Raw genomic sequence first — 13,258 nt, forward strand, 5'->3', positions numbered from 1 at the left:
AAGCCATGGCGTTTGCCATGGCTTTTATTTATGATTTGCTTTTCGCAAGTTTTGCTTTCATTGTTGTTTGCTTTCCGTTTCTCAGCACCTCAAATGTGACAGTATCTCCTGCTTTTGCTTCTGTATAAAGAATTTTTCTGAGGTCTGAGGTGGTTTCGACGTTTTTGCCGTTCATTTTGGTGATGACGTCGCCGGCTTTCATACCCGCGTCTGCCGCAGGCGATTTCGGCGATACTTTATCGATGTACACGCCTTTATTAAGCTGGTCTCCGAATAGGCCGAGCGTATTTTGCTGGTACTGTTCAGGCACCTGCTGCATATCGATCATTTGCACGCCGAGGAAAGGCCGTTCCACTTTCCCTTTTTCCAAAAGCTCGTCAACGATCGGCTGAACATCGTTGCTCGGAATCGCGAAGCCAAGCGATTCAACACCGCTTTGGCTGATCTTCAGGCTGTTGATGCCGATGACCTGCCCGCTGCTGTTAATCAGAGGCCCGCCGCTGTTTCCAGGGTTGATCGCCGCATCTGTCTGAAGGACGTTCATATCCCAATTCCCTTCAGATGTTGAGACTTCAATCGTCCGGTTGACACCGCTGATGATGCCTTCTGTAACCGTTCTTGAAAATTGAAGGCCGAGAGGGTTCCCGATCGCAATTACTTTTTCGCCGGCGCGCAGTTTTGCGGAGTCTCCGAAACTTGCAACCTTATCAACGCCTTTGCTGCTGATCTCTAAAACAGCCAGATCAGTCAAAGCGTCGCTGCCGATAATCTTGGCATCCGCGGTCTTTCCGTTGTATAAGGAGATGGTCACCTTCGAGGCGCCTTCAACGACATGGTTGTTTGTGATAATGTAGGCCTTGCCGCCGTCTTTCTTAAAGATGACGCCTGATCCCGTGCCGCTCTCCTCCACGTCGTCTTCAGAGAAGCCGAAGCTCGTTTGAATATTTGAAACTCCGACGATCGCAGGCTCCAAATCTTCCACCATATCAGGTACGTTATCTGCGTTCGTGACAGGTTTTGTGGTGAAATTCTGCGACTGCTTTGGCTCTGTCTGTCCGGTTCCGGCAGTTTCGCTCGGATGATCGCCCGGCAGATACGGGGAGATTCCAAGCACCAAGCCGCCTCCGATGATCCCGCCCAAAATCGGGCTCAGCCACGAAGCCTTGCGCCGCTTTTCTTTTGCCGCTCTCGTTTCCCTGGCATCTTCCAGGGCTGCAGCGGTTTCTTTATTCGTAAGATCTGACTGATCGTCTGTATCCTTCTTTAAAATCAGCTCGGGCTCCTTTGCCGGCTGTTCTGACTGCTGCTCCTCAGAACCTGCCGTTTGCGGCGTCTGCGCTTCTTCGTGAAACTGCTCTTCATTTGCATGTTTTTGTTCGTCATCGCGTCTAAAATCCATAAGCGTACACTTCCTTTATTTTTCTTGTCTTCAACTATCGCAAATGGCATTAAAGCTTTAACATCCACAAAAAAAGAGACCCGGCCATCGTTCACTCTGTTTTCATTCCCTTTCTTCCCTGATGAATATGTTACGAAAACATTGTGGGATAAAAATGAAAAGAATATGTGAAATTATGAAAATTGACCAGACTTATGTTAAAACTAGTATAATGACGTAGAAAGGATGTGAACCGCCCTTGTCATACTCCATTTATCTAGTTGAAGATGAAGAGAATTTAAATGAATTGCTGACAAAATACTTAGAGAGTGAAGGCTGGCACGTCACTTCTTTTCTAAACGGTGAAAGCGCCAGGCAAAAAATAGGCCAGTCACCTCATTTATGGATTCTCGATATCATGTTACCAGATATCGACGGGTATACGCTAATAAAAGAAATAAAAAATCAAGATCCGGAAGTCCCCGTCATTTTTATTTCTGCGCGCGATGCCGACATTGACAGAGTGCTGGGGCTTGAACTGGGCAGCAGCGACTATATATCTAAGCCGTTTCTCCCCAGGGAGCTGATCATCCGCGTGCAAAAGCTGCTCAAGCTGATTTATAAAGAAGAACCGCCTGAGAAGAAAAAAGGAACGCCGGTTTCCTGCTATGAAGTCTATGAAGACTTGAGAGAAGTCTATGAAAATGGCAGCATGATCAATTTGACGTCAAAGGAATTTGATCTTCTGCTTCTATTTATAAACAACCAGGGCCGCGCCTTTTCAAGGGAGGATATTCTCACCAGCGTCTGGGGAGTCGATTACTTCGGAACCGACCGCGTCGTCGACGATCTTGTCAGAAGGCTGCGCAAGAAAATGCCCGAACTGAAAGTGGAAACCATCTACGGGTTTGGCTACAGGATGTTGAAATCATGAAGAACAGGTCGCTCGCCTTTCAAATTTGGAGTGTCATTTGCGGCATCCTGTTAACGGTCTCGATTTTGCTGACGTTTCTATTCTCGACGACACTGCAGAACTTTTTCACTGATGAAATTTATACAAACATTGAAAATGAGCAGCATGTTCTGACGGAATACGGATTTTCCGATTCACCGGAAAGAGGCTTCGGCGGAAGCAGCGGCTCGCGAAGCACAAACCGCCACGTTCAGCACGTCCTGCTGCCTGAGAAAGGAACCGTCTATCAGAGCCCGCAGATTCTCCCCGATTCATTTATCGAGAAGGTGCAGAAGCTCGGGAAAAGGCAGGACGAGTCATCGAAAAGGTATTCGGAGAATGTCAACGGAGAGCACGTTTTCTTTGTGCTCAAAAAAATCCAGACCCAGGACCAGACGTTTCTGTTGTTATCCTATGCGCTTGATTCATACAGGGACGATTTGTCTCATACGCTGTTTAAGCAGCTGCTGTTTATTTTGATCGTCGTCATTTTGCTGAGCTGGATTCCTTCTATTTGGCTGGCGAAATATTTATCAAGACCGCTCGTCACGCTTGAAAAGCACGTCAAACAAATCTCTAAACAGGATTGGGATGATCCCGTGATTGTCGACAGGGAAGACGAAATCGGCAAGCTGGGGCACACCATTGAAGACATGCGGCAAAAGCTCATCCAGAAAGATGAGACAGAACGCACGCTCCTGCAAAACATCTCCCACGACCTGAAAACGCCGGTCATGGTCATCCGCGGGTATACCCAGTCGATCAAAGACGGCATCTACCCTAAAGGAGATTTGGAAAACACGATTGAAGTCATTGAAGGCGAAGCTGAAAAACTTGAAAAGAAAATCAAGGATCTTCTTTATCTGACAAAGCTTGATTATTTGCTGAGACAAGAAAGACAGTACGGAACTTTTGATATACAAGAGGTCATTAAAGAAGTTGTTGAACGCTTGAGATGGTCCAAAAAAGAATTGAACTGGAAGATTGATCTTGAAGAGGAAACAATGTTGACGGGCGATCAAGAACAATGGAGCAAGCTGTTGGAAAACGTTCTTGAAAACCAGATCCGCTATGCGGAGACATTCATTGACATCAGCGTCAGGTCGACGAAAGAACATACGTTGATCACCATTAAAAATGACGGACCGCACATTGAAGAAGAGATGCTTTCCAGCCTGTATGAGCCTTTTAATAAAGGGAAGAAAGGCGAATTCGGCATTGGACTCAGCATCGTTAAACGAATCTTAACGCTCCACCATGCTGACATGACCATTCGGAATGATCAAACCGGTGTGTGCTACTCAATATCCGTTCCGAGAAATTAGACTGTAGACGCTGCAGTCTTTTTTCATATAAACGAATAGCCGTTGAAATCCCGGTAGCTCGGCTTCACTGTGTTTTTTGGCTTTTTCATCCATTTCTTTTCGCACAGGACGTGCTTTGGATATTTAACTTTGTCCACCTTAATTCCCCTGCTGCGCAGGCGCCTGATCATGTCATCGATTTCTTTCATCAACCTTCACCCTTTCTCCGCAAATTTTGACCACTCGGTCACCTTACTTTATAATATAAATAATATCAAACAAAAAAACAAGTTACAATCTAGTTAAAAATATAACGGAGCAAAAAAAGTGACCCGCCAGTCACCCCGGTCCGCCGAAAGCCGCTTTTGGGTTCGATCTTTCAGGAAGGTGAAAGCTATGAAACAAAAAGAGAAAGTCATTATTGAAACAGCCATCAAACTTTTCGCTAAAAAAGGATACAGTTCTACTTCAGTTCAAGAGATTGCAAAAGAGTGCCAAATGTCAAAAGGCGCTTTCTACATTTATTTTAAATCAAAAGAAGCGCTCCTCCTTTCAGTCCTTCACTACTACTATGAAAGAATCTTTACCCGAATCCAGAAAATCAAAACGGAGCATGACAATCCGCGCGATGTGTACCGGATGCAGCTCGTCGTTTTTTTCGAAAACATTTTGGAGCATAAAGAGTTTATCACGATGCAGTTTAATGAGCGGTCGATGCCGATCAATGAAGAAATTGAGGCGTTTGCGAAAAAAATGCGGAGAACCACGCTCAGGCTGCACATCGAAAACATCCAGAACATTTACGGCAAAGACATTGAACCGTACAGCGCCGAACTGTGCTTTATGATCAACGGAATGAGCGATGTCTACCTTGAGCTGATGATTTTGCTGCACCATTCGTTCGACCTGCAGTCTCTCGCCGACCACATGCTGAACCGCCTCGACGATTTGGCGAAGGGGATGATCAAGCGCAATGACCAGCCGCTGATCCCATTCGAAAAAGCAGACGAGTGGTTCGGCCCATTTTACACATTTGATCCGCTGAAGGACGCCCTGCTCAATGAAATGCGCGTCAAAGCGAACAAGCAGTACAACGGCGCTCCTCCTGCAGACCTTGCCGAAAGCCTGGATATTCTGGAGAAAGAGCTGAGAAAAGAAAAACGCAAAAACGCCATTATCAAAGGCATGATAGCCAACTTGAAGGAATATCCCGCGATTCGAAAAGAAACGGACAAACTCGCCGAATTGCTCAAAAAAGACATGCACCATCCGCACGGATGATCCGCAAAACAAAACCGGCTGCAATGCATGCAGCCGGTTTGTTGATTATGCTTTCGGTTTCACCATTTCTTCAGGTTTAACAACTTCGTCGAACTGCTCCTCTGTCAAAAGGTTCAGCTTGAGAGCCGCTTCTTTCAGCGTCAGCCCCTCTTTATGAGCCAGCTTCGCGATTTTCGCAGCATTTTCGTATCCGATATGCGGGTTTAGAGCCGTAACCAGCATGAGAGAGTTGGTCAGGTTCTTCTCAATTGTTTCCCGATTAGGTTCGATTCCTACAGCACACTTGTCATGGAATGAATTCATGCCGTCGGCAAGAAGCTGAACGGATTGGAGGAAGTTGTAAATAATCACAGGTTTAAAGACGTTCAGTTCAAAGTTCCCCTGGCTCGCGGCAAAGCCGATCGTTGCGTCATTCCCCATGATCTGGGATGCGACCATTGTCAGCGCTTCGCTTTGCGTAGGGTTTACTTTTCCAGGCATGATCGAGCTTCCCGGCTCATTTTCCGGGATAAGCAGCTCGCCGATTCCGCAGCGAGGTCCGCTCGCAAGCCATCTGACATCATTGGCGATTTTCATGAGATCTGCCGCAAGCGCTTTAAGCGCCCCATGCACGTGTGTCAGTTCATCATGGCTTGTCAGCGCATGAAACTTATTAGGCGAGCTTTTGAATGTCTGCCCGGTCAGAGCGCTGATCTCTTCGGCAACGGTGCTGCCGAATTCAGGGTGGGCATTAATGCCTGTTCCGACGGCAGTTCCGCCGATGGCAAGATCGCGGATTTTTTCAGCAGCTTCAAGAATCATCTCTTTAGAGCGGTCCAGCATGTATACCCAGCCGCTGATTTCCTGTCCCAATGTCAGCGGTGTCGCATCCTGCAAATGAGTGCGGCCGATTTTGACAATGTCTTTGAAAGCTTCAGCTTTTTCATGCAGCGTGCTTCTCAACCGGTCAATCGCCGGAATCAGTTTATCGTGAATCGCGAGGACAGCTGCCACGTGCATAGCTGTCGGGAATGTGTCGTTAGAGCTTTGGCTGCGGTTGACATCATCATTCGGGTGGATTTTCAGGCTTGATCCTTTTTCCTGCAAATAAGCCGTTCCCCTGTTTGCCACAACTTCATTCATATTCATGTTGCTCTGTGTTCCGCTGCCGGTCTGCCAGACGACCAGCGGAAAATGGCTGTCATACTTTCCTTCTAAAATATCATCGCATACGGAAACAATCGCTTCCTTTTTTTCCGCCTCAAGATTTCCAAGCTTTTCATTGGCAATCGCAGCGCTTCTTTTCAAGATTGCAAACGCATACACAATTTCCTGCGGCATTTTCTCGGAACCGATTTTAAAGTTCTCCTTGCTTCTTTGGGTTTGGGCTCCCCAAAACTTATCCGCGGGAACCTTGACTTCACCCATCGTATCTTTTTCAATTCTGTAGTCCACTTTCTTATCCCTTCCTTCTCTAATTCTGCAATATTCTATATTTCGATAAAAATCGATAAAACCCTTCCATTTAAATTTTATCTTTATTTTAATTTTAGCTCAATATAAACCCGGGTATCTTTTGCATATTTATATTTCGGATTTGTTTTACCGTATTCTTTCGATACATATGAAACCTCATAATGCTTAGAAAAAGATTGAATAATGCGTTCAATCTCCTCCGGTTTCCCCGTAAGCCTGATTTGCGCCAACTTTCTCACTCCGTCTCTGTTCAATGAAAATTTCGCCAAACACTACTGTAACACAGTATATTGTTTTTTTAACAGGAAAAGATAACCTATACAACTCCAGAAACACCAGGGCAGGTGACGATCATGACTCAATCGGAATTCAAGGAACACATCCATGAAAATCTCGCAATGCTCCTTCCCCATCTCGAGCATAACGATGATCTGATTCAAAATAAAAAAATGCTGAAAAACGGAATCATTTTTTACTTTTTGTACTTTAAAGATTTGAATGATGACAAGAAAATCCAGAAGGCTGCGAAATTGCTTGTCTCCGATGACAGCTCCTATTCATTGGAGGATGTCCGGCTCCGCTTAAACAAGCTGAATGCGGAACCCGTTACAGCAAAAAAGGACGCGATTAACGCAATCTTCAAAGGAAAATGTCTGCTGTTGATCAACGGTTTGAATACTGTATTTGCACTGCCGACAGCTGAGAAAAAGAAAAGAAGCCTTGGAGAAGTGAATACAGAAAACGTCGTCAGAGGCCCGAAAGTCGGTTTTATCGAGGATGTCGATACAAATGTGGCTCTAGTCAGGCAGCGTGTCCCGGATAAAGAACTGACCGTGGAAAAAATCCCGCTCGGCAAGAGCAAGTTTAAAGACGCGACCATTCTCTATATCCAGGGCAAAGCGGACGATTCGATCATCAAAGATCTTAAAAAGCGCCTGAAAAAAGTTCAGCTGGATGATATTCAAGATACCGGCGTTCTTGAAGAATTAATCGAAGATAATAAGTACTCGCCGTTTCCGCAGATCCAGAATACCGAAAGACCTGACAAGGTTTCTTCAGCGCTGTTTAATGGACGGATCGCAATTTTTGTTGATTACTCGCCATTTGCCCTGATCGTGCCGGCTTCTTTCGGAATGGTGATGCAGTCCCCGGACGATTTTTACGAAAGATGGATCGCCACGACCTTGATCAGATTTCTTCGGTTCAGTTCGATTTTCATCACCCTGTTCCTATCGGCGTTTTATATTTCGCTTGTATCTTTTCATCAAGGCATGCTGCCGACGGCTCTCGCTGTTACGATTGCGAGCACGCGCGAAAATGTGCCGTTTCCGCCGCTCCTTGAAGCGCTGATTATGGAAGTGACGATCGAGCTCTTACGGGAAGCGGGACTGCGGCTTCCCAATCCGCTAGGCCAGACGATCGGCCTCGTGGGAGGCGTCGTCATCGGCCAGGCGGCGGTCGAAGCAAATATCGTCAGCTCTGTGATGGTGATCATCGTCAGCATTATCGCCCTTGCTTCATTTACTGTGCCGCAGTACGGCATGGGCCTGTCGTTTCGCGTGCTTCGTTTTATTTCCATGGTGGCTGCAGCCGTGTTCGGGCTTTACGGGATCATATTGTGCATGCTCGCCATCTTCACCCATTTGGCTAGGCAAAGAAGCTTCGGCATCCCGTATTTTAACCCGAACCATTTTTTCAGCTTAAAACATACGGATGAAGCCATTATTCGTCTGCCAACAAAAGCTCGGGAGGTGAACCGTAAAAATGGATCCAAAAAATCAGCACGATCGGATTAGCACGTATGAAGCCGCTTCGATCATAACCAGCACAATGCTCGGCGCAGGCCTGCTGACGCTGCCCAGGGCGCTGACGCAAAAAACGCTGTCGCCGGACGGATGGATCGTATTAATCTTTGAGGGGCTTGTCTTTTTTCTCATTATCTACATCAATGCAAAAATCGTTAAAAAACACAACGTCCTGTCTTTTTTTGATTACACAAGAGAAGGCTGCGGCTTTATAATCGGGAATATTCTCAACCTGTTAATCGTTTTATACTTCATGGGCGTGGCCAGCTTTGAAGCCAGGGCGATGGCTGAAATGGCAAAGTTTTTCCTTCTTCAGTTCACGCCGATGAGCGTGACGATTTTCGCTTTTATCGTCTGTGCAATTTATTTGGTTGTCGGGGGTATCAGCGATATGTCAAAGATATTCCCGTTCTTCCTGTCCGTTACCATTGTCATTCTTCTGATCGTCTGCGGACTGAGCCTGAATATGTTTCAGCTGAACCATTTGCGGCCGGTTCTCGGCCTTGGTTTGGAGCCGGTCAGCAGAGCTTTGACGGTCGTTTCCATTTCATTTTTAGGGGTGGAGCTGATGATGTTTCTGCCGAAATACGTCAAAAACAAAGAAAAGCTTTTTAAGGCATCGGCGATTGGATTTGGGATACCGCTCTTCTTATATATCCTCACCTTTGCGGTCGTTGTCGGGGCGCTGACCGCGACTGAGGTCATGACGTTGACATGGCCGACGATCTCGTTGTTTCAGTCTTTTGAGATAAGAGGGATTTTCATCGAAAGGTTCGAATCGTTTTTGCTCGTCATTTGGACGATCCAGTTTTTCACAACGTTTGTCGTCTATACGTACTTTGCCGCTTCAGGACTTGAAAACGTATTCGGATGGCCTGTGAAAAAAAACGTCCTCTTCATCGGCGTTGTCATCTATCTAGCATCCCTTGTCCCGCGGGACGCCAACCAGGTCAGCGCCTTCAGCGACTACCTTGGATATATCTTTATCGTTGTCTTCTGTGCACTTCCGCTTATGATCTTTTTGCTCGTGTCCATCAAAAGGAGGTTTACTTCTTCATGAAAAAAAAGGGAATGTTAGCAGCCCTTTCTCTGCTTCTCCTTTTAACAGGCTGCTGGGACAGCAGGCAGATCGAAAAGCTTAGCATCGCCATCGGCCTTGCCCTCGATAAAGGCGAGGACGATAAAAACGTGAAATTGACGTATCAGTTTCTTGTTCCTAAAAAGATCGGACAAGACGGCAGCGCTCAGGATCCGTCTAAAGTGGTGTCCACCTCCGGAAACACGGTCCATCAAACCATCCGTTCCACCGCTTTGAAAAATTTCCCGGTATTCTCGCAGCATCTGCAAGTCCTGATTTTCTCAGAGGAGCTTGTATCCGATATTTCTCTGGAAGCATTGATCAATCAATTTATTAGGGACAACAGCATCAGAAGGAGCAGCGAGGTCTATATGACGCCCGGAGCTGCCGACAGCATACTGAAGGTTGATGGTGCAAGTGACCCTGCGTCCGACGTGATCCACAGCATCTCTGAAAACAGAGCTTCGACGATCAAGCTGCTCAAGCCCGTCACATTGAACGATATTTCGATTAAAATGCAGTCTGATTTATCTTATATCATGCCGAAGGTTGTGATCGAAAAAGGACAGCTTCAGCTTGAAGGCGGCGCCGTGATCAAAAACAACAAATACCATGCAAACCTTTCGCCGTCTCAGATCGAAGCGCTGAATTTATTAACTGGCAATGTCATCGGCGGAGTGATCGACTCAAGGCATGATGGACATTTGTTCTCGTATGAAGTGTTTTCGATGACCCACCGCGTGCGGGCGATGAGGCAGAACGGAAAGTACAAATTCGTCGTAAATGCCAATATTAAAGGAAGGCTGTCAGAGGACTGGTATCTTGGAGAGGATTCTTTTAATGACCAATATATAAAAAACATAGAGAAATCGGTTCAAAAAGACATCAAAAAGCGGGTTGAGCAGCTGATCCATGTCCTGCAGCACGATATCAAAACGGACGTCACCGATTTTTCCGACAATGCGCGGATCAATTTTCCGAAGGAGTGGGAAAAAGACAGATTCAATTGGGACAAACACTTCAGCGAAGCCTATATCGACTATCATATTAAAGCGACGATTCAGGACTTTGGAACAAAAGGTGCGACAAAAAGCAGATAGCGCCCCGTTTTTCTGATAGAATGTGTTTGAAAGGGTGATGAGCTTGAAGCGGATATTGCACATGACAGGCATTTTTTTGATTGCAGCGGCAGTCATTCTGTCCGGATTCATTATCAGTGATGTCGCCTATGATCCGTTTATGGAGGATTCGCAGTCGATGCTTTTCTTCACGATCGGCACATACCTCACCACTCCGTTTTTTTGCTTCATCGGCGGATTCATTTTGCTAGGCATCGGCAAGTTGATCGACTTGCAGGAGAAACACAATGCCATAGTGGCCGAGCGGCTCGACATCATTTGCCAAAACGGTACAGCGGGCGAACATGCACGCGAAGAAAACGAGGCCGCCCAACTTACCGCCCGCACGGTTGAAACAGATTCATTCACTCTTCCTGCAGCCGAGGATCGAAAATATTGGAACGGCTGAAAAACGGCTTTCTTGAGAAAGCTGTTTTTTGTTTGATCAGTCGACAAGTTTGTTTCGGTGGGCGTAGATTGCGGCTTGTGTCCGGTCGTCGACTTCAAGCTTGGAAAGGATGTTCGTCACATGCGTTTTAACTGTTTTAATGGTGATATATAATTCTTCGGCAATACCTTTGTTTGTCTTGCCCTCTGCTACAAGTTTGAGGATTTCCAATTCTCTTGCCGTCAGCGATTGATGAAGGGGCTGTTCGCCGGCTGAATGTCTCAGCTTGGACAACACTTTTCCTGCGACTTTGGCTTCAAGCTTTGGTTCTCCGACGCTCGCAGCCCTGATCGCATCGGCGATTTCACTCGCTTTCGACGTTTTCAGCAAATAGCTGAGCGCTCCGGCTTCGATGACCGGATAGACCTTGTCATCATCAACGAAGCTCGTCAGAACGATGATTTTCGGATCGGCAAGCTGCCGGCATATTTGTTTCGTGGCCTCAATTCCGTCCATCCCTTCCATCACAAGATCCATCAAAATCACGTCGGGTTTGGTTTCAAGCGCCAATTCAACGCCGCGCTTTCCGTCTGATGCCTCCCCAATCACTTCAATATCAGGCTGGGATTCCAGGAAAGCGGCCAGCCCCATTCTCACCATTTCATGATCATCAATTAACAATACTCGAATCACCTTTTAAGCCTCTCCTTTTTGTTGTTCAAAAATCGGAACCTTTACATCAACCTGTGTTCCTTTTCCCGTAAATGAAATGATTTCTGCCACTCCGCCGACTTCGCTGGCTCTTTCCTTGATCGAGTTCAGCCCGTACGAAGATGTTTTGACGGCATCCATCTTAAATCCTTCGCCATTGTCAATGACTTTCAACTGGAGCTGTTTGTTCCTGAGCAGCAGTCTGACGGTGACTTTTGTCGCTTTTGAATGCCGGAACACGTTTGAGAGCGCTTCTTGAACGATCCTGAACAGGTGGTCTTCCACACCTTTCGGAAGTTTGCCCGCATCCTCAATCTCCCAATCGATGTCGATCGACTGTTTCGCTTTAAATTCTTTCAAAAGGTCTGCAAGCCCTTCTTGTAGACCTTTCCCTTCAAGCGTAACAGGTCGCAAATGCAAAAGGAGCGCCCTCATTTCATTCTGGGCATCGGCCGCCATTTTTTCGACCATTTTCAGCCTTTGAGCGAGCTTTTCATCAGCCGCAGCATCGATTCCCTCCAAAACAGCTGAAGTCATCATGGAAATCGCAAACAGCTGCTGGCTCACCGCATCATGCAATTCGCGCGCGAGACGCTGCCGCTCTTCGGAGATCACCGATTTTTTCATTTGATCCTGCCATTCCGCTCTCTCATTGGACAGCTTTTGCAAAGAGGCAACCTGTCTTTCGATCCGTTCGGCCATCTCATTGAGCTGGTCGGCGGCCAGCCCGATCTCATCGTCTCCAAGCGATGGAATCCGGTAGGCAAAGTTGCCGTTTTCGTACTTTAGAATAGACTCGATCAGCTTTTCAAGCCGTTTTTTCAGCTGATTGCCGAACATATAGCCTGAGCCGAACCCGACAGCTGTGCTGATCAATGCGAGAAGCGCGATAAACGGAATCCCGAACCACCTGGAAACGATGAGCACCCTCGGATCCAGCTGGTAATAAAACAGCATAAAGCCCAATACAGCAAGAAAAATCGTAAAGCTGACACCAAGGGATAAGCGGACGGCGCGCCATTGAATGTTTGCAAGTCTGTTCGTTCTCATATGAACCGCACATCCACATCGCCGATAAACAGCGAAATCGAAATTTTGACCCGTCGTGCCGACTGCTCGTAATTCTCTGTCTCGGAATAGATTTGATTGCCGATGCCGCTTTTTCGGCCGCCGATGACGTCAATGTCTCCAACGAATGCAGAAGAGCTGATGGACACCTCAAGATCGGACGGAATGTAAATATCGACATCTCCGATCAACCCCGTAATGACGATGGTGTTTTCGCCCTCTGAAATAATCGCCTTTGACAAATCGATTTTCACGTCACCGATAAACCCGGAGATATTCAAGTCATTTAAGTCAAAAGGTGTTTTCATCAATTTTACATCACCGAAAAAGAAGCTGCGCTGGCCAGGGCTGTTCTTCTCCTGAAGCGGCTTGAAATCCGCCTTTTCCTTTCCCCTGTCTTTCGGCTTATGGCGGTCAAATACCGGCTGATTTGTCACCAGCCGGTACCCCGCATAAATTAAGAAAGCGGCAAAGAAAAAGCCGAACAGGCTGAATGTAATGCTGAAGATGTCTTTCAGCAGCAGAAAGCCTGCAAAAATATACATGACAGACCCGAGCCAGCGGCGGGAATATTTGTGGAGAAAATACCCGGCAAAAAGAAAAGCGAGCGGCCAGAATAACGCGTCTCCAAGCCCGCTGTTTTGCAAAAATATGCTGATTCCGAAGAGTACGATGATCAGTCCGATCAGCTGGTTTTTTGTAAGACGCATGCTGACTCGA

At 46.7% G+C, this 13,258-nt stretch carries 14 protein-coding genes; 7 read left to right on the forward strand and 7 right to left on the reverse strand.

Features of this window, described 5'->3' with window-relative positions; translation table 11 throughout:
• Nucleotides 1-28: 28 nt before the first annotated feature.
• Nucleotides 29-1,399, reverse strand: coding sequence for a S1C family serine protease (locus TRNA_RS38650; protein ID WP_003185101.1), 1,371 nt, complete (start codon nt 1,397-1,399; stop codon nt 29-31).
• Between the two features lie 238 nt (nt 1,400-1,637).
• Between TRNA_RS38650 and TRNA_RS38655 the strand changes: the two genes are divergently transcribed.
• Nucleotides 1,638-2,312, forward strand: coding sequence for a response regulator transcription factor (locus TRNA_RS38655; RefSeq protein ID WP_003185104.1), 675 nt, complete (start codon nt 1,638-1,640; stop codon nt 2,310-2,312).
• Nucleotides 2,309-3,655, forward strand: coding sequence for a HAMP domain-containing sensor histidine kinase (locus tag TRNA_RS38660; RefSeq protein WP_003185106.1), 1,347 nt, complete (start codon nt 2,309-2,311; stop codon nt 3,653-3,655). Before TRNA_RS38655 ends, TRNA_RS38660 begins: the two co-directional genes overlap by 4 nt.
• Before the next feature lie 23 nt (nt 3,656-3,678).
• Here the strand turns inward: TRNA_RS38660 and spxO are convergent, their stop codons facing one another.
• The gene (spxO, locus tag TRNA_RS43945) at nt 3,679-3,843 is read right to left on the reverse strand and encodes an anti-adapter protein SpxO (RefSeq protein WP_009329558.1); all 165 of its coding nucleotides are present in this window, start codon (nt 3,841-3,843) and stop codon (nt 3,679-3,681) included.
• A gap of 187 nt (nt 3,844-4,030) precedes the next feature.
• On the opposite strand from spxO, the gene TRNA_RS38665 reads away from it, so the two are divergent.
• Nucleotides 4,031-4,915, forward strand: a complete 885-nt coding sequence (locus TRNA_RS38665; RefSeq protein ID WP_009329559.1) for a TetR/AcrR family transcriptional regulator — start codon at nt 4,031-4,033, stop codon at nt 4,913-4,915.
• Nucleotides 4,916-4,960: 45 nt separating this feature from the next.
• Here TRNA_RS38665 and fumC read toward each other — a convergent pair whose 3' ends face one another.
• A complete protein-coding gene (gene fumC, locus TRNA_RS38670) occupies nt 4,961-6,349 on the reverse strand; it encodes a class II fumarate hydratase (protein WP_003185111.1) in 1,389 nt (462 codons plus the stop codon).
• A gap of 83 nt (nt 6,350-6,432) precedes the next feature.
• Nucleotides 6,433-6,600, reverse strand: coding sequence for a YvzF family protein (locus TRNA_RS43440; RefSeq protein ID WP_003185114.1), 168 nt, complete (start codon nt 6,598-6,600; stop codon nt 6,433-6,435).
• Between the two features lie 123 nt (nt 6,601-6,723).
• Between TRNA_RS43440 and TRNA_RS38675 the strand changes: the two genes are divergently transcribed.
• From TRNA_RS38675 to TRNA_RS38690, 4 genes are read left to right on the forward strand one after another with little or no spacing between them, the layout of a single operon-like run.
• Nucleotides 6,724-8,166, forward strand: coding sequence for a spore germination protein (locus TRNA_RS38675; protein ID WP_011198277.1), 1,443 nt, complete (start codon nt 6,724-6,726; stop codon nt 8,164-8,166).
• Entirely contained in the window at nt 8,135-9,235 is a 1,101-nt protein-coding gene (locus tag TRNA_RS38680) for an endospore germination permease (protein ID WP_003185118.1), read from the forward strand. Before TRNA_RS38675 ends, TRNA_RS38680 begins: the two co-directional genes overlap by 32 nt.
• Nucleotides 9,232-10,353 (forward strand): Ger(x)C family spore germination protein, encoded by a 1,122-nt coding sequence (locus TRNA_RS38685; protein WP_003185120.1) that lies wholly within the window; start codon nt 9,232-9,234, stop codon nt 10,351-10,353. The genes TRNA_RS38680 and TRNA_RS38685 overlap by 4 nt, the downstream gene beginning before the upstream one ends.
• Before the next feature lie 43 nt (nt 10,354-10,396).
• Complete coding sequence (locus tag TRNA_RS38690; RefSeq protein ID WP_003185122.1) at nt 10,397-10,780, forward strand: hypothetical protein; 384 nt, start codon at nt 10,397-10,399, stop codon at nt 10,778-10,780.
• 36 nt (nt 10,781-10,816) lie between these two features.
• On the opposite strand, the gene TRNA_RS38695 is transcribed toward TRNA_RS38690, so the two are convergent.
• Genes TRNA_RS38695 through liaF form a run of 3 tightly spaced genes read right to left on the reverse strand, consistent with a single transcriptional unit; the run spans nt 10,817 to nt 13,248 of the window.
• Entirely contained in the window at nt 10,817-11,452 is a 636-nt protein-coding gene (locus TRNA_RS38695; protein ID WP_003185124.1) for a response regulator, read from the reverse strand.
• A gap of 3 nt (nt 11,453-11,455) precedes the next feature.
• Nucleotides 11,456-12,520, reverse strand: a complete 1,065-nt coding sequence (gene liaS / locus TRNA_RS38700; RefSeq protein WP_003185128.1) for a two-component system sensor histidine kinase LiaS — start codon at nt 12,518-12,520, stop codon at nt 11,456-11,458.
• Complete coding sequence (gene liaF, locus TRNA_RS38705) at nt 12,517-13,248, reverse strand: cell wall-active antibiotics response protein LiaF (protein WP_003185130.1); 732 nt, start codon at nt 13,246-13,248, stop codon at nt 12,517-12,519. The genes liaS and liaF overlap by 4 nt, the downstream gene beginning before the upstream one ends.
• Nucleotides 13,249-13,258 lie beyond the last annotated feature (10 nt).

Origin of the sequence: Bacillus licheniformis DSM 13 = ATCC 14580 (assembly GCF_000011645.1) — a bacterium.
Classification (GTDB): domain Bacteria; phylum Bacillota; class Bacilli; order Bacillales; family Bacillaceae; genus Bacillus; species Bacillus licheniformis.